This is a genomic window from Peptoniphilus equinus, from assembly GCF_027921445.1.
GTDB lineage: Bacteria > Bacillota > Clostridia > Tissierellales > Peptoniphilaceae > Peptoniphilus > Peptoniphilus equinus.
The window spans coordinates 803,598-826,157 of record NZ_CP115667.1; the positions used below are offsets into that span (position 1 = coordinate 803,598).

At 41.2% G+C, this 22,560-nt stretch carries 21 protein-coding genes; 3 read left to right on the plus strand and 18 right to left on the minus strand.

Translation table 11 applies throughout. The features are described 5' to 3' along the window. Position 1: 1 nt before the first annotated feature. The 12 genes from O6R05_RS03930 to der are packed head-to-tail and all read right to left on the minus strand — an operon-like array spanning position 2 to position 9,853. Positions 2 to 1,375 carry an NAD(P)/FAD-dependent oxidoreductase gene (locus tag O6R05_RS03930; RefSeq protein ID WP_271192234.1) on the minus strand — a complete coding sequence of 458 codons (1,374 nt, stop codon included), beginning with the start codon at positions 1,373 to 1,375 and terminating at the stop codon, positions 2 to 4. Continuing rightward, positions 1,365 to 1,913 (minus strand): HD domain-containing protein, encoded by a 549-nt coding sequence (locus O6R05_RS03935; RefSeq protein ID WP_271192235.1) that lies wholly within the window; start codon positions 1,911 to 1,913, stop codon positions 1,365 to 1,367. Before O6R05_RS03935 ends, O6R05_RS03930 begins: the two co-directional genes overlap by 11 nt. A gap of 25 nt (positions 1,914 to 1,938) precedes the next feature. Further along, complete coding sequence (gene pyrR / locus O6R05_RS03940) at positions 1,939 to 2,448, minus strand: bifunctional pyr operon transcriptional regulator/uracil phosphoribosyltransferase PyrR (RefSeq protein ID WP_271192236.1); 510 nt, start codon at positions 2,446 to 2,448, stop codon at positions 1,939 to 1,941. Continuing rightward, positions 2,445 to 3,326: an RluA family pseudouridine synthase gene (locus O6R05_RS03945; protein WP_271192237.1), complete on the minus strand. Its 882-nt coding sequence runs from the start codon at positions 3,324 to 3,326 to the stop codon at positions 2,445 to 2,447. The genes pyrR and O6R05_RS03945 overlap by 4 nt, the downstream gene beginning before the upstream one ends. Further along, positions 3,295 to 3,789, minus strand: a complete 495-nt coding sequence (gene lspA, locus O6R05_RS03950) for a signal peptidase II (protein WP_271192238.1) — start codon at positions 3,787 to 3,789, stop codon at positions 3,295 to 3,297. The genes O6R05_RS03945 and lspA overlap by 32 nt, the downstream gene beginning before the upstream one ends. 6 nt (positions 3,790 to 3,795) lie before the next feature. Further along, positions 3,796 to 4,503 carry a YlmH family RNA-binding protein gene (locus tag O6R05_RS03955; RefSeq protein WP_271192239.1) on the minus strand — a complete coding sequence of 236 codons (708 nt, stop codon included), beginning with the start codon at positions 4,501 to 4,503 and terminating at the stop codon, positions 3,796 to 3,798. Positions 4,504 to 4,553: 50 nt separating this feature from the next. Next, a complete protein-coding gene (locus tag O6R05_RS03960) occupies positions 4,554 to 5,000 on the minus strand; it encodes a cell division protein SepF (protein WP_271192240.1) in 447 nt (148 codons plus the stop codon). Continuing rightward, positions 4,993 to 5,682 (minus strand): YggS family pyridoxal phosphate-dependent enzyme, encoded by a 690-nt coding sequence (locus O6R05_RS03965; RefSeq protein WP_271192241.1) that lies wholly within the window; start codon positions 5,680 to 5,682, stop codon positions 4,993 to 4,995. The genes O6R05_RS03960 and O6R05_RS03965 overlap by 8 nt, the downstream gene beginning before the upstream one ends. 9 nt (positions 5,683 to 5,691) lie before the next feature. Next, positions 5,692 to 6,936 carry an HlyD family efflux transporter periplasmic adaptor subunit gene (locus O6R05_RS03970; RefSeq protein ID WP_271192242.1) on the minus strand — a complete coding sequence of 415 codons (1,245 nt, stop codon included), beginning with the start codon at positions 6,934 to 6,936 and terminating at the stop codon, positions 5,692 to 5,694. Positions 6,937 to 6,947: 11 nt separating this feature from the next. After that, a complete protein-coding gene (locus tag O6R05_RS03975) occupies positions 6,948 to 7,949 on the minus strand; it encodes an NAD(P)H-dependent glycerol-3-phosphate dehydrogenase (protein ID WP_271192243.1) in 1,002 nt (333 codons plus the stop codon). Continuing rightward, positions 7,950 to 8,525, minus strand: a complete 576-nt coding sequence (gene plsY / locus O6R05_RS03980) for a glycerol-3-phosphate 1-O-acyltransferase PlsY (protein ID WP_271192244.1) — start codon at positions 8,523 to 8,525, stop codon at positions 7,950 to 7,952. An 11-nt stretch (positions 8,526 to 8,536) separates the two neighbouring features. Beyond that, positions 8,537 to 9,853 (minus strand): ribosome biogenesis GTPase Der, encoded by a 1,317-nt coding sequence (gene der / locus O6R05_RS03985; RefSeq protein WP_271192245.1) that lies wholly within the window; start codon positions 9,851 to 9,853, stop codon positions 8,537 to 8,539. Between the two features lie 133 nt (positions 9,854 to 9,986). Here der and O6R05_RS03990 point away from each other — a divergent pair, with 133 nt between their 5' ends. Together O6R05_RS03990 and O6R05_RS03995 are read left to right on the plus strand one after the other, a co-directional pair. After that, the gene (locus O6R05_RS03990) at positions 9,987 to 10,757 is read left to right on the plus strand and encodes a threonine/serine exporter family protein (RefSeq protein ID WP_271192246.1); all 771 of its coding nucleotides are present in this window, start codon (positions 9,987 to 9,989) and stop codon (positions 10,755 to 10,757) included. 2 nt (positions 10,758 to 10,759) lie between these two features. After that, positions 10,760 to 11,188 (plus strand): threonine/serine exporter family protein, encoded by a 429-nt coding sequence (locus O6R05_RS03995; protein ID WP_271192247.1) that lies wholly within the window; start codon positions 10,760 to 10,762, stop codon positions 11,186 to 11,188. A 124-nt stretch (positions 11,189 to 11,312) separates the two neighbouring features. Here the strand turns inward: O6R05_RS03995 and nifJ are convergent, their stop codons facing one another. The 5 genes from nifJ to spoVG form a co-directional block, all read right to left on the minus strand. Next, on the minus strand, positions 11,313 to 14,936 hold the full coding sequence (gene nifJ, locus O6R05_RS04000) for a pyruvate:ferredoxin (flavodoxin) oxidoreductase (protein ID WP_271192248.1): 3,624 nt from the start codon (positions 14,934 to 14,936) through the stop codon (positions 11,313 to 11,315). Between the two features lie 137 nt (positions 14,937 to 15,073). Continuing rightward, the gene (hprK, locus tag O6R05_RS04005) at positions 15,074 to 15,988 is read right to left on the minus strand and encodes an HPr(Ser) kinase/phosphatase (protein ID WP_271192249.1); all 915 of its coding nucleotides are present in this window, start codon (positions 15,986 to 15,988) and stop codon (positions 15,074 to 15,076) included. Then, complete coding sequence (uvrC, locus tag O6R05_RS04010) at positions 15,981 to 17,846, minus strand: excinuclease ABC subunit UvrC (protein WP_271192250.1); 1,866 nt, start codon at positions 17,844 to 17,846, stop codon at positions 15,981 to 15,983. The genes hprK and uvrC overlap by 8 nt, the downstream gene beginning before the upstream one ends. Continuing rightward, positions 17,843 to 19,576 (minus strand): aminopeptidase P family protein, encoded by a 1,734-nt coding sequence (locus O6R05_RS04015; RefSeq protein ID WP_271192251.1) that lies wholly within the window; start codon positions 19,574 to 19,576, stop codon positions 17,843 to 17,845. The genes uvrC and O6R05_RS04015 overlap by 4 nt, the downstream gene beginning before the upstream one ends. 51 nt (positions 19,577 to 19,627) lie before the next feature. Beyond that, on the minus strand, positions 19,628 to 19,906 hold the full coding sequence (gene spoVG / locus O6R05_RS04020; protein ID WP_271192252.1) for a septation regulator SpoVG: 279 nt from the start codon (positions 19,904 to 19,906) through the stop codon (positions 19,628 to 19,630). A 118-nt stretch (positions 19,907 to 20,024) separates the two neighbouring features. Here spoVG and murC point away from each other — a divergent pair, with 118 nt between their 5' ends. After that, positions 20,025 to 21,416 carry a UDP-N-acetylmuramate--L-alanine ligase gene (gene murC, locus O6R05_RS04025; protein ID WP_271192253.1) on the plus strand — a complete coding sequence of 464 codons (1,392 nt, stop codon included), beginning with the start codon at positions 20,025 to 20,027 and terminating at the stop codon, positions 21,414 to 21,416. A gap of 86 nt (positions 21,417 to 21,502) precedes the next feature. Here the strand turns inward: murC and O6R05_RS04030 are convergent, their stop codons facing one another. Beyond that, positions 21,503 to 22,546, minus strand: coding sequence for a ribonucleotide-diphosphate reductase subunit beta (locus O6R05_RS04030; protein ID WP_271192293.1), 1,044 nt, complete (start codon positions 22,544 to 22,546; stop codon positions 21,503 to 21,505). Positions 22,547 to 22,560: the final 14 nt, after the last annotated feature.

Here is a 22,560-nt window from a genome sequence, read left to right on the forward strand (position 1 = left end):
CTCATTTATTCAGATGGCGAGCCACATAAACCCCACAAGCCGAAGCCTGGGATAAAGAGTGTGTCACGCCACCACCATCACCGACGACATAGAGTTCAGGCTGTTCTGTCATAAAGTGTTCGTCGACACGAACTTTAGAATTGTAGAATTTCACTTCCACGCCGTAGAGCAACGTATCATCATTAGCTGTGCCCGGAGCAATTTGATCCAGGGCGTAAATCATCTCAATAATAGAATCCAATTGTCGTTTAGGAAGTACCAATGATAAATCACCTGGCGTCGCTTTTAAGGTCGGCACAGTAAAGCAACGTGCCATCCGTTCTTTATTGGAGCGCTGTCCTTTTTTAAGATCACCAAACCGCTGTAAGAGTACACCGCCACCAAGCATATTGGAAAGGCGTGCAATAGATTCGCCATAGTCATTAGAATCTTTAAACGGTTCGGTAAAACGGTTGCTGACCAAAAGTGCAAAGTTAGTATTGCGACTTTGAAGTTTTGGATCGGCATAGGCATGGCCGTTGACCGTGATAATGCCATTCGTATTTTCTGCAACCACTTGTCCATAAGGATTCATGCAAAAAGTACGAACCAACTCGTTATAGCTTTTCGCCTGATAGACAAGTTTGCTCTCATAGACATCATCGGTGATATGTTTAAATACCTCTGCCGGTAATTCCACTCGCACACCGATGTCTACCTGATTGGATGTCGTAGTGATGCCAAAACTTGCGCAGACTTTCGAAATCCATTTAGATCCGCTTCGTCCTGAAGCTAAAACAAGGTGTTTACATGTATGTGTGTCCCCCTTGTCCGTGGTGATCGTATACGTAGCTGTATCGTTATCATAGGTGACATTAATGACGGTAGTGTTGAAAAACATGGTGACGCAATCTTTAGAGTAATCAAAAATTTTCTTTAAGATTTCGACATTCCGGTCAGTCCCAAAGTGGCGCACCTCAGCGTCCAATAAGTGCAAATCGTGGCGCAATGCTGTCGTCTTTAAGGCACTGTTGGATGTAGTATAGAGTTTTGATGGTGCACCATCAAAATGACACAATACATCATCAACATAACGCATGAGATCCATGGCCTTATCTCGCCCAATCTGTTCATGCATGGTACCGCCGAATTCTGTAGTCAGATTGTATTTGCCGTCGGACAAAGTCCCTGCACCACCATAACCATTCATAATGTTGCATGGTTTGCAGCCAATACAGTTTTCCACCACACCGGCCTTGATTGGGCAAATACGTCGATCGATGGGATTACCGGTATCAAACATTGCAACTTTTAAATCTGTGTTTAATTTCGTAAATTCATAAGCGGCAAAAACGCCACTGGCTCCCGCGCCAACAATTATTACATCATAATTCATTGTTGCCTCCAAAATAAGTATCTATAAGTTCTTGAGCTGCAAAATAAAGCTCTTCATTGACGTCTTTAACCATAGCTATACGTTGATAAACTTGCTCTTGAGTCACCTGATTCATATGCCATGCGCCACCTGAACCATACGCATTGAGCAAAATAGGTTGTATGCGATCCACCGCATTGGCAAAGCGTGCTTCTGCTGTTGTCATGGTATCAAATTCCTCGAACAAGTCTCTAAATTGCGAGCCTATGTCCTCAGGAAGCATACTGAAAAGTTTATCCGCAGCTTTAGCTTCCCGGGCAGATTTGGTTGTATAGCCCTTAGTATCATAAGCGAAGGTATCGCCGGCATAAACCTCGACCATATCATGAACTAAAAGCATCGGAATCACACGGTTCATGTCAACGTCAGAATTGGCGTACTCTTTTAAAGCCATGCTCATCACAGCAACTATATAGGAATGCTCAGCGTCGTTTTCAAAGGTCAACGCATTGTAATTTAGCGTTCGACGCAGCACAGTCTTCATTTTATCGATTTCCATGACAAAATCAAATATCGATCGAAGTTCAGGCTTCAATATACACTCGGTCCTTTCCATCAACTTCAACTAAATCCACCACGACATGTTCCCTGCTGGAAGTTGGTAAATTCTTTCCCACAAAATCCGGGCGAATGGGTAATTCTCGATGTCCGCGATCAATGAGTGTCACCAGTCGTATAGCGCTGGGTCTGCCGATAGATAGAATAGCATCCATGGCGGCACGGACAGTACGACCAGTATAAAGTACATCATCTACTAAGATAACGGTTTTGTTATCAAAATTCACAGATAGGTCGATTTCTCTTGTATGATCATTGTCATCACGAAAATTAGTGGGATTGACGGCGTGTACTTCAATCTCTGTGCCTTCAATATCCTTGATTTTTGCAGCGATACGGTGAGCTAAATCTTCGCCTCGGCTTACAATGCCAAGTAAAACTAAATTTTCAGAGCCCTTATTTTTTTCGATGATTTCGTTTGAAATTCTGGCAATAGCTCGTTTCATTGCCAATTCATCCATAATAATATTTTTCATCGTTTTACCTTCTTCATAAAATCATGAAATCGATTTGGAACCTCATCCTGTATTGAAACCAATTGCCCTGTGATCGGATGTTTGAATTCTAAATGATAAGCATGAAGCAACTGTGTCTCTATACCATACTTATTTTTCATGCCGTAGAGCAAATCCCCCACCACCGGATGATGAATGTATTTGGCATGGACACGAATTTGATGTGTCCGCCCTGTAAGAATTTTTACACGGCACAGCGTAAAATCTCCGAAAAAATCACACGGCATAAATTCAGACTGTGCCTCTTTACTGTTGCACTCTGTCACGGCGAATCGGATGCGATGCAAGGGATCCCGACCGATGGGCGCATTCACAAATTTGCTTGTTTCAAGCTTGCCCGTTAAGATAGCCAGGTACTCTTTTAGGATGGCATGAGCTTTAAACATGGCAATGAGTGCATCTCGAGTTTCGTTGGTCTTTGCAATAATCATAAGTCCCGATGTATCTTTATCTAATCGATGAACGATGCCGGGACGATAATCATCGGAATCTGAAAGTGTGTCAAACCGAGACAACAAACCATTGACTAAAGTGTGTCTGTCATTGCCGGCTCCGGGATGTACGACAAGGCCTTGAGGTTTGGATATGACAGCCAAATCTCTATCTTCATACTGTACTTTAAACTCAATAGGCTCCGGTTCCAAAGTAAACTCTCTCATGTAAATTGAAACTGTCTCGTGCCCTTGGAGTATAAGACCTGCTTTAACGGTTTGACCATTCACCAAAATTTGACCTTCAGAAATTAATTTCTTAATTTGAGATCGTGTCATAGAAAGTCGTTCCGCTAAATAGGTATCGAGACGACAATTACTTCGATCGACTTGAAATACGTCGTGCATGATCGTCCTCTCTTGGGTTATCAAAAAATAAAATCATGAGTAAGAAAAGAAAAGTTCCCACAACAATAAATGTGTCGGCCAAGTTAAAGATCGCAAAATCATAGCCGAAAATATGGAATGAAATGAAGTCTACGACATAGCCTTTCACAATTCGGTCAATAAAATTGCCTATACTGCCACCTAAAATAAGCCCGATGCATGTATTGAGCATCAGAGAATTGCGTTTGTAATCTTTAAACAAGATACTTAAGAGAACTACAATCACGATGACAGTCACTATAGTAAACAATAAGCTTTTGTTTTGAAGCATACCGAATGCGGCGCCCCGATTTTCTAAATAGAAAAAATTTAAAACGCCTTCAATAATAATTTTAGGCGGATTGTCTTTTAGTGTTAATATCACAATGTACTTACTCAATTGATCAATGGCGATGAGAAGTACCGAAAAGAGAATGACTGCCATAATACCTCACACGGGATAATGAAGAATAACCACATAGTTATCCTTTTTAGTTTTCTTTTGAACCTCATAAAGCGTCACACGTCCATAGCCTCGAAGTGACAAGATATCCCCCGAAGATAAGATCTCATGGACTTTAGCTGTTGGTTTAAAATTTACAGTAAGTTTGTCATTTTTAATCAATGAAGCAGCTTGTGACCGACTCAAATGGAACGCAGCACTGAGCACAACATCGACTCGTAGCGACGAGATAATAACTTGACGTTCAGTTACCTTATCCACGCGCCGAGTAAAGGACACATCTGTTTTTACCAAAGGAATCCGACCGGCATGATGAAATTCAAAATTCAAAAAATCTGCCAATTCTTTCTTCACAAAGATAAATATACCGCGATCTTCTTCAACAACTATATCGCCCACTTTAGTTCGGTCTATACCAAGACCTAAGAGAGCACCTAAGACATCTCTGTGGGTCACATCCCCATAGGCATAACTCAACATGACTACGTCACAAATTGCCGTATCACCGAAATAATCTGGATAGAGATAGATGAGTTGACGTTCCGCATCTGGATAGCCACCGTCTGCGTGATATCCAATGGGGAACTTACGAATCAGTGTCAAGGCGCACTCCCGATCATAGGGGTTCAAAAAATCAGTAGATAAAATCTCATGATGCTTTAACACCATGTCAATCTTATCTACTATCTTCTTCATCGTTATTAAATTGGTATCAAAATGATCAAAAAGACCATCTCGATTGACGTTTACCAAGGAAACATTCCTGTATTTTTAAGTTCTTCCTTTAAACCGTCAATCTCTACATTTCTTGGCGCGAGAACAAAAATATCTTTGTTGACCTTTTGAATTTTACCGTCAATAGCATAGAGGGCGCCACTAACAAAATCAAAAATTTTCCGTTTGACATCAACATCAAGTTGCTCAAAATTAAGTACAACAGATTTATCTGCGCGTAAATCATCAACAATTTTAGGTGATTCATCATACGAAAGCGGTTCGTGTACGGAGATAATGAGATTTGACGCATTCAGACTCAGCACGTTGTCATTACGACGCTTTGAGGCGGTGCGCACCGGCACTTCTTCAACGCGCTCCACAGTTTGCTCCTGAGGATACTCGTCATAGTCATATCCATCATAATCATTTTCGGAAAATCCGAAGATATTTTTCATCTTGTCCATAAAATCAGCCATTGTACTGCCTCCTACCAAAAATTTTACTTCCAATTCTAACCATATTGGCTCCCTCTTCAATGGCAATTTTATAATCCTGACTCATACCCATTGATAGGATTTCCAAGTTTAGCTCATGTTTATATACAGTGTTCAATTTTTCACGCAATTGAAACATTTTTTGAAAACAACGTCTTAAATAAGCTTCGTCATCAATGTCCGGAGCCACGGTCATCAGGCCTTTTATTTCGACATGGGACTGATCGAGACAATGCTCTAAAAAGTCTTGAACACTATTTACTGCCACGCCACCTTTTTGAGGCTCATCGGCAATATTGATCTCGATTAAACAAGGGATTTTAATCTGTGCCGCTAAACCGTATTTTTCAATTTCTTTTAGCAGGCTCGGACGGTCCAAAGACTGTATTAATCGAACTTTATCATAGATATATTTTACCTTATTTGATTGTAAATTGCCAATCATATGAAAATTAAAATCAGGTAAATCCCCTAACTTCTCTTGCAATTCTTGAACTTTATTTTCTCCAAAAATACGGGCACCTGCATCATAAGCTTCCACAATAGCCTCTACAGGATGAAATTTTGATACAGCGATCAACTCAACTGATTCCTGAGTTAACGAAGTGTGTTCGAGATCTTGAATCTCTTCAAGGATGCGTTTTGTATTATCTGCTATTGACATATAAACCTCTTAATTTAATACTTTTGATTCCGCAACTTGCTTCGGATTCAATACGATTTTGTCATTGAGCGTGACTGTCTTATATTCGGCATCATCAATGGTTATGCGGGCATTTTTATCCCCGGGATCGATATAGGATGTGGTTTCAAAAGGCACGACCACTTTAATCGGTACAAATTTCACAAGTCCGTGAATTTCCTGAACGTAAACGCCAAAGAGTGTCCCTCGCTTAATAATGGCATCTTTAGGAATTTCGTAACAATCTTGGGAAGCCAAAATCACATCAAAGTTATTGATCCGGGTACTATAGATATCTGAAAAGTGCTCCTTAAACTCTACAATGACTACTTGACCTGCGTTGGATTGATTGATGGCGACGACAGTCCCCTCCAAAAGTTTGTCATTTTTTTGAAGTTGCAGTCTATCACCGATTTCAGGTGTGTCCAGATTTTTTAAACTCTTGGTTTGGAGAGCAATATGATACTTGATATTATCCACCAGTTTAAACAGAGGTTCACCCTTCGTCACATTCACATGGGTTTTAAATGCCGCCTCCTCACGATGTTTTTGTAAATAACTGTACGTATAATCTTCCCTATCCGACAATGTGTAGTATTCTTCAAGACCGTCAATAGCAAAAGATACAATCCCTGAAAACTCAGCTTTGTACGGTATGTTATGCTGGTTGACTTCTTTTTCCAGTTCAGTCTTTCGTGTTTCCAATTCCTCTACAGTGAGATTGTTGAGCTCTTTCAATTCTGAAAGCTGCAGCGTGCTGTTGGAGTATAGATCCAGTTTTTCTATGTGGGAAATCGCCTCAGTCAAATCATTGTCTTTTAAGGCTTCCTGGATTTCTTTAACAGATGGTAATGCCTGATCCACAGTGTAGCGTGTGTGATCTTTAGATTTATAGCTAAGTGCCGAATTGACGCGAAGTAAGGCATCATTTAAATTTGATGTGTCATTCATGGTGTTGACAGTTGCGATTTCAAATCCTACAGGCACCCTCTCCCCTTCAGAAGCATTATAAACGCAGACACCATCCTCACTGGCATGATAAACTTCTTCCGAAAAAATATTGAAGCCGACTACCTGTTCTTTTTTCTCATATTTTTTAAGTGTGGGAAATTCAGTGCGATAATCCTGACCGGTCTTTCCGGTAAAGGCGCGAAGTCCTCCTAAAAAAATTAGAAGAATCAGCACCAGTCCGATAAGGCGCCATCGTTTAGATGGTGTATTACGAAACTTTTTCAAGTCTTAACCTTTCAATGTTTAAAAAGAGGTTCAATTTCATCCTTATAATCTCGACGCATTAAATCCACGACAGCTTTCCTGGGATCTAAGGCCTGATACAGTACTTCATAGAGTTTTTGAGTAATTGGCATGGAAATCTTATGCTTTTTTGATAATTCATAAGCTGACTTTGTAGTTTTAATTCCTTCAACAACTTGTCCGACTTCAAGTGAAGCCTGATCTTTAGAAAGTCCCTTGCCGATTAAAATGCCTGCTCTTCGGTTTCTGGAATGAGTTGATGTGCAGGTGACGATAAGATCGCCTATGCCGGATAACCCATTGAAGGTTTGAGCCTCAGCACCGAGTGCCAGGCCTAATTTACTCATTTCATAAATACCGCGCGTAGCAAGCGCCGCCGTTGTGTTATCTCCAAATCCAAGCCCTTCACTCATACCTGCTGCAAGGGCAATGATATTTTTCAAAGCACCGCCAATTTCCACGCCAACGAGGTCCGTGTTTGTATAGACTCGGAAAGAGTCGTTGGAAAATACATTTTGTATCATCTTAGCCACATCAATATCTTTTGATGCCGCCACAACGGCTGTGGGAATATTACGCCCTACTTCTTCGGCATGAGACGGACCTGACAGCGCCACAAATGTCGACTTTGGAAGGAGTTCTTCCGCGATCTGGCTAATCCGATCAAGGGTACCGAGCTCCAGTCCTTTGGATAAATTGACAATGATCTTGCCGTCAAGTAAATGTTGTTGAGTTTCAAAGACACTGCGTACATTTTGAGACGGCACAGCCATAACGACAAGGCGTGAACCGTCGATAGCTACATCAATATTGGTTGTTGCCTTTAATCCTTCAAGAGAAATGCCGGGTAAATATTTATCATTACATCCCGTGTCGTTGATGGCCTTTTTTGTCTTTGGATCGCGGACATAAAAGCTGACCTCATGACCATTGATTTTTAACAATCGGGCAATTGCAGTTCCCCAACTGCCTCCGCCGATAACAGTAATTTCCATTTATTTCTTCTCTCCAATCTTGGATTCTGTGTGATTGAGCAAACGTCGAATATTTTGGTGGTGTCGTAAAATCCCTAAAAGCGAGATAGCTATGACCATAAATGCAGATAATAGGCTTAAATTTTTTCCTACAATGAATAGCATTGCAACGGCTAAATAATAAACAATGGAAGCCAAAGAAGCATATTTGGTGGTCCATGCTACAGCATTCCACAAACATACAGCAATTAAATCATAGACAAAGCCTAGTACACTAAAACAACCGATGGTGGAAGCTACACCTTTTCCGCCTTTGAAATTCATATAAAAAGGAAAATCATGACCTACCACCAGAGCTAAAGCACTGATGTATAACAGATCTTGTGACTCACCGACCAATGCTTGAACCACAAGCATACCAAAGACACCTTTGAAAAAGTCAATGAGAAAGGTTAAGGCGCCGATTTTTTTCCCGTAGGTGCGCATAGCATTAGTTGTGCCTGCATTGCCGGAGCCATGTTGGCGTATATCGTCATGTAAAAAAAACTTACTGATGATATATGAACCGGAAATACTTCCAATTAAATAAGCTATCACAATGGGGAGCATTAACGACCCTCTCTATTTTTTAAACTTAAGATGAGTGGCACCCCATCAAAAGAGTACGCGTTTCGAATTTGATTTTCCAAATAGCGGACATAGCTGAAATGGAAGAGTTCCTTATCGTTCACTGACAAGGAGAATTTTGGCGGTCGTACTGCCACTTGAGAGCCGTAATAGAGTTTACCGCGTTTACCTTTATCCGACGGCGGCTGATTCATCAGTACCGCGCGATTTAAAATATCGTTGAGTACGCCGGTTTTAATACGATGGTTGTAATTATTGTTAACCACAATAATCAAATCTAGAAGATTTTCAACACGTTGACCGGTGAGTGCTGAGATGAAAATAATAGGCGCGTAATTAATAAATGGTAGACGTTCCCGAATAGCTGCTTCGTAAGTTTTCATCGTCTTATTGTCTTTGACAATGGCATCCCATTTATTCACCGCGATAATAATAGCTTTATTGTTGTCATGGGCATACCCGACAATTTTAGCATCCTGTTCGCTCACACCTTCTTCGGCATCGATAAGAAGTACACAAACTGATGATCTTTCAATGGCAGTCAGTGTACGAATCACAGAATAGCGCTCAATAGCCTCGTAAATTTTCTTTTTCTTGCGAAGTCCCGCCGTGTCGACTAACGTGAACTTTTCATCCTTATAACGGAATTCCGAATCAATGGCATCTCTGGTAGTTCCTGGAATGTTGGTCACGATGGAGCGTTCTTGACCGATAATGCGATTAATAAGAGACGACTTCCCCACATTAGGTTTTCCTATAAAGGTCACGCGAACATCGTCGTCATCCTCCTCCTCGGTGTTGCGCTCAAAGCCTACGATGACTTCATCTAGCAAGTCGCCAACACCCATACCCTGTTCGGAGCTGATGCAAATTGGCTCACCCAGGCCCAGTTCAAAGAAGTCATAATAGTTTGGTTTGGCATCTTTGCTGTCAAATTTATTGACAGCAAGAAGAATTCTTTTGTTAGACTTTCTCAGATAATTTGCAATTTCTCTGTCACTGCTCGTAACGCCTCGCAGTCCGTCAGTTAAGAAAATAATGACATCACTCATATCTAAAGCCAGGTCAACTTGGGCTTTGATATTTGACATAAAAATATCTTCATCTTTTAAATCCAAGCCACCTGTGTCTACGAGTAGAAAATGAGCACCGAGCCATTCACCATCACTATAAATGCGATCTCGAGTAACTCCCGGAGTGTCTTCGGTAATACTGATTTTTCGTCCGACAATTTTATTAAATAACGTGGATTTGCCCACGTTAGGTGTTCCAATTATAGATACTATAGGTTTTTTCATTACGTCACCTCATTCACAAGTATTATATCATCAGGGATATATGGTTTCAATGAATGGGATATTTTGTATAAGCAGATGACGGTTTATGGTAGGAATTTAAGTAGAAGAACGCTATAATGAACCTAGGTGAAACATGAGAGAATTAAAAGGCTTGAGTGAGGCAAAAAGCTTTATTCGTTTGGCAATTTATGCAGGGCGACTTCAAATAAAAAACGGTGCTGAAATTTATCGTGCGGAAGATACCATTCTTCGTATTTGTAACTCGGCATCTAACATTTCTCAAGTGGAAGCCCATGTATTGCCGTCAGGTATCTTTGTCTCCTTTGAATTTAACAATGAAATACTTACGGTCTATAAAAGTGTCGGGTCTCCTGAGACCAATATGGACAACATTCATGCGGTGAACTCTTTTTCTCGACTTTTTGTTCAATCGGATATGACCATAGAAACTGGATTCTCTATCCTGGATGACATTGCGGCGGATGAAGAGCGACCGCCGTGGCAATTTCCGATTTATGGTGGCTTTAGCGGTGGATTTTTTGCCATTCTGTTTGGCGGGAACGGACAAGATTTTATTGGTGCGTTCATCACTACCTTTATAGCTTCATGGATTATGCAGTATACCAGTCGCTATAAGTTAAATTTTGTTGTGAATAATTTCATTGGTGCGTTTAGCATTACACTAATTACCTTGGGTCTCTATGCGCTGAAAATTGTTCATTCACTTGATGCGGCCATTATCGGATCAATTATGATTTTGGTGCCCGGTCTGGTTGCCACCAATGCTATTCGAGATATTATGAACAGTGACTTTCTCAGCGGATTAGTCGGATTGACGAAAGCTGTATTTATTGCTCTTGGCATTGCTATCGGTGTCGGTGTGGTCTTACGATTTATGAGGTAGCTATGAAATTATTTTTTGAATTTGTCATTGCATCGTGTGCGACGCTGTCTTTCGCCTTTTATTTCAACTGTCCCCAAAAGTCTTTAGTTTATAATGCCCTCTTAGGAGGGTTCGTATGGACGCTGTACAGTGTACTTTTAAACTATAGTACCTACATTTTTTCAGCGTTTATTTCTGCGGTAGTCATGGGCTGTGTGGCGGAACAGTTGGCTAGGCTATTGAAAATGCCTGCAACGGTGTTTCTGTTGCCCGGTCTTGTACCCTTGGTTCCCGGCGCAGGAATGTATTACACGATGTATAATTTTATTTTTCAAAATTATTCAGCATTTGTGAACGAAGCGGTAAAGACAGTTTTTATGGCCGGTGCTCTGGCCGCAGGTGTTGTCGTATCCTCTTCCGTGTTTAAAATCCTTAGATACTATAAATTGTAAAAATCCTCAGTGCGTTTCTCAAGACACTGAGGATTTTTTATGCATAGTTATAGAACAGCCATAAGTGCCGACTCATGCAGTGATTTTTTCACATAAAAAGAGTGTGCCAACGCACACTCTTAATTTATTTTTCATTCTTTGGGGTTTCTTTTAAAACATCTTCTTTAACTTCAGCTTTAGGCACTGCATTCGCTTCTTCGGATTCCACCAAAATCGTTTCTTGTTCATTCATGCGCACATAATTGTTATAACGATCTTTTGCGTTTTCTTCAGCGACTTCAAAGAGTTGTTCAGCGCGTTCAGGGAACTTCCGAGCCAGTGCTGTGTAGCGTACTTCGCCTTGAAGGAATTCTCTGTAAGATCCCTTAGGTGCTTTAGAGTCAAGAGTGAATGGGTTCTTACCTTCCTTCTTCAGATCAGGATTGTAGCGATACAGGTGCCAGTAACCCGCTTCAACGGCAAGTTTTTCTTCTTGGATAGAACATCCCATACCTTTTTTGATCCCGTGAGATATACATGGTGCATAAGCAATGATCAGAGAAGGTCCATCATAAGCTTCAGCTTCTTTAATTGTCTTGAATGCATGAGTTTTATCTGCGCCAAGTGCAATTTGTGCAACGTAAACATAACCGTAAGTTGCCGCCATTAAACCGAGATCTTTCTTGCGAGTTGTCTTACCTGCCGCTGCAAATTGTGCAGTTGCACCGGTTGGGGTTGACTTGGATGCTTGACCGCCGGTGTTGGAATAGATTTCAGTATCAACAACCAGGACATTGATATTTTCACCACTGGCAAGTACGTGGTCCAATCCGCCGTAACCGATATCATACGCCCAGCCGTCACCGCCGATAATCCATTGAGACTTTTTGATAAGGAAGTTCTTTAAACTGTTCAAATCTTTGATAATAGTATCAGCTTTGTCGTCATTGTAGGTCTTCTTTAGCTGTTCAATAACTTTCACACTGGCAGCCTTAGAAGCTTTGTAGTCATTCATGTTTTCGATCCATGCATCAAAGGCGGCTGAAGCCTCTTGATCGACACCGGTTTCTTTAAATTGTTCCATGAGGCGTTTGATGCGATCGCGAGTTACAGTTTGGCTGACTGCCATACCATAGCCGTATTCCGCGTTATCTTCGAACAGTGAATTTGCCCAAGAAGGACCGTTGCCATCAGCATTGGTACAATATGGGGTTGACGGTGCGGAACCGCCCCAGATCGACGTACATCCTGTTGCATTAGCGATACTCATGCGATCACCGAAGAGTTGGGTTACCAGCTTAACATATGGTGTTTCACCACAACCTGCACATGCTCCGGAGAATTCAAGGTACGGTTGATAGAATTGAGAGTTTTTAAAGTTGGTCAGTTCAAACTCATCTTCTTTAGACACAACTTTATCTACAGCATAATCCCAATTTTCAGATTGAGCTTCGTAGACATCCTCAAATGGTGTCATAACAAGCGCTTTTTCTTTGGCAGGGCATACTTGAGCACAATTGCCGCAACCTGTACAGTCAAGTGAAGATACTTGGATGCGGTATTGATATTTATTAGCTCCCGGACCCTTGCCTTCTAAGGTTTCAAAGGTATCAGGAGCACCGTTCTTTTCACTCTCATTTAACAAGAATGGACGAATGGCTGCGTGAGGGCAAACTAAAGAACATTGATTACATTGAATACAATTTTCTTTCTTCCAGAAAGGAATATTAACAGCGATACCGCGTTTCTCATAGCGTGCAGTGCCATTAGGGAAAGAACCGTCTTCCATGCCGACGAACGTAGAAACAGGAAGATTATTACCTTCTTGGCGATTCATTGGAACTAAAATGTTGTTGATGAAGTCCGGAGCGCCGTCGATAGTATGCTTTGCATCGTCTGTTGCGTTGGCCCATTCTGCCGGGACATTCACTCTTTCGAGGGCATTGATACCTTGATCAATAGCACCGTAGTTCATTTTAACGATGTCGTCCCCTTTGTGGCCGTAATCAGCTACAACGGCTTTTTTAAGAAGATCGGTAGCTTCTTCTACAGGGAGTACTTCAGACAGTTTAAAAAATGCAGATTGCATAACCATGTTGGTGCGTCCGCCGAGACCAAGTTCTGCGGCAATCTTGGTAGCATTAATGGTATAGAATGCAATGTCATCTTCAGCAATTTTACGTTTCATAGAAGCCGGAAGATGTTCTTCAAGTTCTTCATGGGACCATACGGTATTAAGCAGGAAGGTACCGCCTTTACGCAGACCTTTGAGCAAATTGTATTGGTGTACGTAAGATTGTTTTGAACAAGAGATAAAGTCGGATTCAGAGAGTAAATAGGTAGAGGTAATACGTTCATGTCCGAATCTCAAGTGAGACATGGTAACTCCACCACTCTTCTTTGAATCATAGTCAAAGTAACCTTGAGCATACATATCGGTATTATCACCAATAATTTTAATGGCACTCTTGTTAGCTCCTACCGTACCGTCGGATCCGAATCCCCAGAACTTGCAGCGAATAGTACCTTTAGGTTCAGTGGAAACGGAGGTTTCAATTGGAAGAGATAATTTTGTTACGTCATCTTCAATGCCGATGGTGAAGTTGTGACGAGGTTGTTCTGCTTCTAAGTGTTTGTAGACTGCAAAAATTTGTGCAGGGTTGGTATCTTTTGAACCTAAACCATAACGACCACCAACGATAACTGGTGCATCGGCTTCATCATAGAAGATATCGCGAACGTCCAGGTACAACGGTTCCCCGTGAGCACCTTTTTCTTTAGTGCGATCTAAAACTGCAACTTTCTTAACAGTCTTAGGCATAGCAGCTAAGAAATGTTCTTTGGAGAATGGACGATAGAGGTGAACTTTAAGCAGACCGACTTTCTCGCCTTTCTCATTTAAGTAATCGACAACTTCTTCAATCGTTTCCGTCACAGAACCCATAGCTACGATAACTCGTTCTGCTTGATCGTCCCCATAGTAATTGAAGAGATGGTATTCTCTGCCGGTAAGTTCAGAAATTTGATTCATGTAATTTTCTGTGACGCCGACAATATCATCATAAAATCTGTTCGATGCTTCCACTTCCTGGAAGTAAATATCTGGATTTTGTGCCGTGCCTCGAACAGCCGGATTAGCCGGATGCAGTGCACGTTGTTTGAATTCACGGACAGCATCATAATCAACAAGCTTAGCTAAATCATCATAGTCCAGCACTTCAATCTTTTGAACTTCGTGGCTGGTTCTAAATCCGTCGAAGAAGTGAGTAAATGGGACACGACCTTTAATTGCACTCAGATGAGCTACAGCAGCTAAATCCATAGCTTCTTGGACGGAACCGGAAGCAAGCATAGCAAATCCGGAGGCACGAGATGCCATAACGTCTTGATGATCCCCGAAAATGGATAATGCATGAGATGCCAATGCACGTGCAGCCACGTGAAATACCCCCGGCAACAATTCCCCTGCAATCTTATACATATTAGGAATCATAAGTAACAAACCTTGTGAAGCGGTATAAGTACTAGTTAATGAACCTGCTTGGAGCGAACCATGTACAGCTCCTGCAGCGCCTGCTTCAGATTGAAGTTCCTTGACTAAGACTTCCTGTCCGAAGATATTTTTTCTTCCTTCAGCAGCCCATGCATCCACGTGTTCAGCCATTGGTGAAGACGGCGTAATTGGGAAAATACATGAAACTTCTGAAAAAGCATAAGCGATATGGGCGGCTGCTTCATTACCGTCCATCGTTTTAAAATGTTTTGTCATTTTAACCCCCTAGTTATTTATGTGTTTCTTGCTATTTCATTATAGAGCTTAAAAAAAATAATTTCAACGAATCTGAAGTTTTTAATCCCCAAAACGTGTATTTTACTTGTTTTTGGAGCTCGTTCCAGAATGTGGAATCAATATCTCCGCCCTAAAATTCGCTTATTTAATTCTTCCGCTGGATTATAACCCTGCTCTTTCTGTTTGAAGTTTTTGGTCGCAGTCTCGATAATCAGCGCAGAATTTCGCCCCGGTTTAACAGGTATATTATACTTCACCAATTGCTTGCCTAAAATTTCCTCATAGACATTGTCAATGCCCAGTCGATCGTATTCCGCATTGTCATCCCAGCTTTCCAAATTGATGACCATTTCAATATTTTTTTGATCCATAACAAAACCAATACCGAAAATCTTTTCCACATCAATAATGCCCACGCCGCGAATTTCCATAAAGTGTTTAGTAATATATGGCGACTTACCAATCAAACGATCATCAATACGCTTGATAATGACTGAATCGTCTGATATCAGTTTCGAGCCCTTGGAAATAAGATCCAGTGCCGTTTCACTTTTCCCCACCCCGCTGGAACCTTTTATTAACACCCCGACGCCGAAGACATCCAGTAACACGCCGTGAACACGAATAGTAGGCGCCAGTTCCACCTCGAGATAATTTTGATAGCGCAATGTAAATTTGGAAAAGTTTTCTTCGGTACGCAGCAGCGTCACGTCCAGCTCTTCTGCAAGTTCAATAAATTCATCATGTATAAATCGGTTGCGCAAAAAGATAATAGCCGGGATATGAGTTTCAAAGAGACGTTTAATACAGTTGTAGCGGGCATCATGATCCATCTCACTGAGAAAATGCCACTCTTGTTCCCCTATAATCTGGATTCTTTTGTTATCAAAAGAGCGAAAGTAACCGGTCAATTGCAGACCTGGTCTATTAAGATCCATACTTTCAATATAAGTGGATTTAAAATTTTTGGATTCATGCAGAATAGTTATGTTCAATTCACGTACGATCCTGCTTAATGCAATTTTATCCATGAGGGTTATCCTTTCTGTGAAAGTAATTATACACTGACTCGGCGGCTTTATGATTCATCCCCGGCACATTGGCAAGAGAATTCACATCCGCTGTTTTTATTTTGGACATGGATTTAAAGTGACTCATTAAAGCTTGGCGACGTTTTATACCAATGCCTGCAATGAGATCCAGTTCTGATTTAAATGAGGCACTTTCCCGAAGTTTTCTATGATAGTTAATGGCGAAACGATGAGCTTCTTCCTGAATTTTATAGATCATTTGATAGGCATTGGATGTCATTTTAAAAGTAAACTCTTCATTATTGTAAATGATGCCGCGAGTAGTGTGAAAATCATCCTTGACTAAACCGGCCACTTCAATATTTAACCCGAGGTCTTTTAATACTTTTAATGCTACATTCACTTGCCCTTTGCCACCATCCATAAGGATAAGATCAGGAAATTTCGAAAAAGCTGTCTGCTCGGCGGTATGTTTTTCCATCAAACCTCTGCTAAAACGGCGGTGCAACACTTCTTCCATAGATCCGTAGTCATCAGCCCCTTGGACGGTCTTAATTTTAAATTTACGATAGTCACTTTTTTTGGCAACACCTTCTTCAAAAACTACCATACTACCAACGGAGTTAATGCCGTAGGTGTTAGAAATATCAAAGGCCTCAATACGGCTTGGGAAAATGGACAGCCTCAATGTATCTTGTAAATCTTTTAAAGCGTCCTTATTTTTATTTTGTTTTTTCGCATATTTATCCGCATACTTATTGATGTTTTCAATGGCATTTTTCTTTACCATTTTTACAAGTGCCAATTTATCGCCCCGTTGAGGGACCGTGATCGTAACCGGCCCGCCACGTTGTGCAGCAAGATACGCTTCCAAAATCGTTTTATCTTCAGGCGTCGATTCTACAATCAGCTCTTTTGGAATAAACGTTGCTGCGCCATAAAATTGTCGCAGGAAGGCATTGAGAATTTTTTCATTGTGGTTGGTAAAGTAATCCTTCATAAAATAATGTTCTCGCCCGATTATTTTTCCTTCTCTTATAAAAAAGACCTCCACAAGAACATCATCGATACCTCGAGCTAAAGCAATCACATCTTGATTCTCACTCAAATCATTGGACGAGATAATTTGCTTTTCCTTAAGAATTTTTAAAGATGCCATATCGTCCCGATAACGCGCGGCCATTTCAAAGTCTAAACGCGCGGCACTTTCTTGCATTTTTATGGCCAAATCATCAAAAAGTGAATCATCTTTACCGTCTAACAAATTTTCGATGGCACTGACCATGGTCATATAGTCACGATGATTCACCTCTCCTGTGCAAGGACCCACACAATGTCCTATAAAATAGTTGAGACAAGGACGATACTTCCCCACATCTCGCGGCAGAACCAAACTACAGGTTCTCAAGGGGAACAGTCGCATAAAAATATCAATGGCGTTATTTACTGCCGTAACATCAGGATAGGGGCCATAGTACTTAGCCCCATCCTTTAAAATTTTTCGCGTTTTAATCACTCTAGGAAAAGTTTCCCGAGTTATTTTAATATATGGGTACTGCTTATCATCTCTCAGCAAAATATTATATTTCGGCAGATTATCCTTAATCAAATTACTTTCCAAAATCAAAGATTCTAACTCATTTTTGACGATAATATACTCGAAATCCGCAATATGAGAGACCATGGCGGCAACTTTGCGATTGTTTTTGCCATAACTTCCAAAATATTGGCTCACACGTTTTTTCAGATTCTTTGCCTTCCCCACATAGATAATTTCATCAGTGGCGCTACGCATAATATAGACGCCGGGATCGTTAGGCAAATTCTTAAGGCGTGTTTCAATATCAGGTATGCTCATTGCCGCTCCAAGGGTTTTGTTGCGTCATAAAGCCACGTACGCACCTTGTCGGAAACCAGTGGACTGATCTTGTCATATACTTCATGATGATAACTATTCAATGTCTCCAGTTCTTTATCTGTCAGCAGACTCACATCAATAGCATCTACATCATAAGGCACAAAAGTCAGATTTTCGAAACCATAGAATGTACCATAATCACTGGTACCATGTTCTACAACGGTCATGAGATTTTCTGTACGAATACCGTGTCGACCGTCCTTGTAAATCCCTGGCTCGTTGGACAGTACCATGCCTGGCTCCAAGACCATATCATTTTTTTGGTTGAGATTCGGAGGTGTCTCATGTACACCGAGCATGTATCCTACACCATGACCTGTCCCGCATCGATACTCTTCCATAATTTGCCACACGACACTCCTGGCAATGCCATCAATGGTCTTTGATGTCGTCCCCTTAGGAAACACGGCATTCATTAGGTTGAAGTGGGATTTCAATACATAAGTAAAATGGTATTTTTCCTCCTCTGTGAGAGGACCCATAGCAAAAGTTCTCGTGATATCTGTAGTTCCGTCCATATATTGACCGCCGGAATCTACAAGGAGAAAGCCTTTTTTCTCAACAGGTGCTGCTGTTTTTTCATCTGCTTTATAGTGCATCATGCTGCCATGAGGTCCGTAGGCACTGATTGTTTCGAAACTTAAATCATAGTACTTAGGGTCTGTCGCGCGAAGCTTATCCAAGCGCTCTGACAGTGTCCACTCCGTTTCACCTTCCATAGCTTGAGTCTTAAGATAGTACATGAACTCAGTGACATAGGCTCCATCTCGAAGATGGGACGCCTTCATATGGGACAGCTCATTCTGATTTTTAATACACTTCATCATGCCGACAATATTTGTGTGATCTACCACACTGTTGTGTGCTTCAATCAATTGATAAAGCCTGGTATTTACATGATCGGCAAGAACAAAACGTTCTTCGGAAATCTGTTCCAATACCTCAAAAATACTTTCGTAAGGAAGAATGGTAAAATTTTCTTCCAGTTCGGATCTGAAATCTCGGATTTTATCACTATCAATAAAAAGCATACTCTCATCAGAGGTTAAAAGCACATAGGCAAAAGTCACCGGTACACGTGAAATATCCCCGCCTCGAGAATTGGTCAGATAACTGATATCTTCAAGGGAGCTGATCAAAAGGGCGGTAGCTCCCAGGGAGGTCATCTTAGATCTAACTTGGGTCAATTTTTCAGCACTTGTAACCACACTATACTCTTTATGAGAGAACGATGTGGTCTTTGGCAATGCTCGATCCGTCCATAGCGTTTTAAACAGGTCAATATCCACAAAAGTACTGTCTAAACCTTTTGTCAACTCCTTGTATTGACTGATTGGCATATAGAGCGCGTTAAAGCCAATCCGCGCAGCCTTAAGGCTGTCCAAATATTCTTTAACTGTAGGATAGCCTTCGACGGCAATTTTTTGAAGTTGAAATCCGGTATTTTGAATTTCACGCTCCGCCTGTTCAAAATAACGCCCATCGGCCCAAAGATAAGCTTCGTCCTGTGTCACAACCGCTGTACCTTGCGAGCCTGAAAAACCTGTTAAGTATGCCCGTTCTTTGTAGTACTCAGCTAAGTATTCACTGTTGTGAGGGTCTGATGTCACTACAATATAGGCATCTAAGTTGTGCGCCGTCATTAATTGTCTTAATTCATCTAAAACCATAATTCACCTCATTCATATAAAAATAGAGCCACGAGGCTCTACTGGTCTACACTAGATGGGTTCATCGTCGTGTTGTGATAATACGTCGTCATAGGCTGCAAAGACTGCATCTTCAAGTGCTTTTCGCGTCGATGCATTGATAGGGTGAGCGACATCTTTATATTCCCCATTAGGAAGCTTTCGAGATGGCATTGCCATAAACAAGGAATTTGCTCCTTCGATTATTTTGATGTCATGAATGGCAATTTGATCGTCAAAGGTCACCGATACAACAGCTTTCATCTTCGAAGGATCAGGTAACAGTTTTATGCGTACATCGGTAATATTCATTCATTTCACCTCGTATTCATGACTTCATTATACCCAAGGCGCTTTTAAAATACAAATTCAATTCATTCTTTATTTCTTTTAAAATATGCTATAAAATGAAACCAATTAGGGGGAATATATGAACAACTTCAATATAGATGAACACAATTACCATCACATTCATTTCATTGGAATTGGTGGTATTAGTATGAGCGCTATCGCTGAGATCTTATTATCCATGGGTTACAAAGTCTCGGGATCCGACCGAGCTTCATCGGACATCACACACCGGTTGGAACATCTCGGCGCAACCATTTACTATGCCCACAGTGCCGATAATCTTAACGACGCTGATTTGGTGATCTATACCGATGCCATAAGTTTGGACAATCCTGAGCTTCAAGGTGCCGTGGATCAGAAGCTAGACCTAGTGGATCGTGCCACCTTTCTGGGTCAACTCATGCAAAATTACACACAATCCATCGGTGTGAGTGGGACGCATGGTAAAACCTCAACCACATCCATGCTTAGCAACATCCTGATGAAGACTCAATTAGACCCAACCATTCTACTAGGCGGTCAATTAGACAATATCGGAGGCAATGTGCGCGTAGGTAATCGCAAGCTTTTAGTAACTGAAGCATGTGAATATCGAGCCAATATTTTAAAGTACTTTCCTACCACCTCCATTATTTTAAACATCGATGAAGACCACTTGGACTACTTTGACAATATGGACCATATTATCGATACCTTTCGCGGCTTGGTAGATAATTTGGCGCCCTCGTCATTGCTTGTTGCCAATATTGATGACGAGAATGTGGCAAACATTGTCAAAGATGCGCAATGTCGAGTTTGTACGATCTCGGTACATAAAAAAGCCGACTATACTGCACAAAATATCAATTTAACAGCCAAGGCCCCGTCTTACGAGCTTTATTACGGCGAGACCAAACTTGGGACTGTAGAACTTCAAGTGCTTGGTGAGCATAATGTCTACAATTCACTGGCTGCTGCAGCTGCCGCTTTGGAACTGGGTGTAGATGTCGACACAGTATTAAAAGGCCTTCATGAGTACGGCGGTGTGCATCGTCGTCTTGAGTATAAAGGCACATTCCATGGCGCTGATATTGTCGATGACTATGCCCATCACCCGACAGAAATCAAGGCATCGATCAGTGCCTTGCGTTCTCAAACAAAGGGTAAACTCATTTGTGTGTTTCAACCCCACACATTCACCCGGACTAAAATACTCTTAGATGCGTTCAGTAAATCCTTCACCGGCTGCGATGAAATCATCATCACAGATATCTACGCCGCACGAGAAAAAGACTACGGCGACATTCACTCCAAGACATTGAGAGATGCTATTGTAACCAATGCCGACCCTGCTATCTACATGAAAGATTTTGATGACATTGTTGAGTATGTAGCGCCAAAGCTCACAGAGGGCGATACGTTTGTCACGATGGGAGCCGGCGATGTGTATAAAATTGGGCGCATACTTCTACAGGAATCAACCATCGACTAAAACTGAACCTCACATTGAACGTGGGTTTGCATGAAAAAGACTCTTTTGCAAGAAAACAAAAGAGTCTTTTTTATACTCACTTCAAATTACAAGTCATCCACTAAAGCGCCGCTTTTTGCATAAGCTGTAGAGCGTGCTTCAAAGAAATCCGTTTTAATCATATTGGCATTGCTATAATTGGACACCCACGTCATGGTAGACGGTTCATCATCATAGCCTTCATAAATTTTTTCAAAGCCAAGATCCGTACAACGTAAATTGGCTAAGTATTTAATGTAGTCCTCTACCATCTGTTCCGTGAGCCCCTCAATATCATTGCCGATGACATACTTGCCCCAGGCCATTTCCTGCTCTGCGCCTTCATGAATCATCTCACGGAATTCAGACATCAGTTCCGGCGTGAAGAGCTCCGCTTCTTCCACACGAAGCTCGTTGATAATGTTTTTAAATAGATAGAGATGGGTGCTTTCATCTCGATTAATGTAGCGAATTTGCTGCGCTGATCCTGTCATGCGGCCATTGCGAGCCAAGTTATAGAAGAACATAAATCCACTATAAAAGTAAATACCCTCGAGAATATAATTGCCCATACAAACTCTTAAGAAGTTTTCTGCAGATTTTTCTTCCTGAAACCGGTTGTAAATGTTACCGATAAAGGTGTTGCGACGAAGCAGATGGGCATCGTCACGCCATTGATAGAGGATTTCATCACGCTTATTCGGCTCACAAATAGAATCCAACATATAGCTGTAACTTTGGGAATGAATAGCTTCTTGGAAAGTTTGAATACACAGGCAGAGATTCACCTCATTGGCAGTGATATATTCACCTACATTGGGTAAATTCGCCGTTTGAATACTGTCCAAGAAAATTAAAAAACTGAGAATTTTATCGTAGGCAGTACGTTCTGTCTCATCCAGTTTCGGGTATTGCTTCTTATCTTGTGCTAAGTTAATCTCTTCAGGGATCCAAAAATTATTCATGGATTGGCGATACCACTTGGACACCCACTCGTATTTCATGTTGTTAAAATCATTCAAATTGGTGGTATTGCCATTAATCATACGACGTTTTAACAGTTCAATATCGCCATCAGGATTAAATAGAGCCTTTTTGGTAATTGATGTCATCATACCCTCCTATT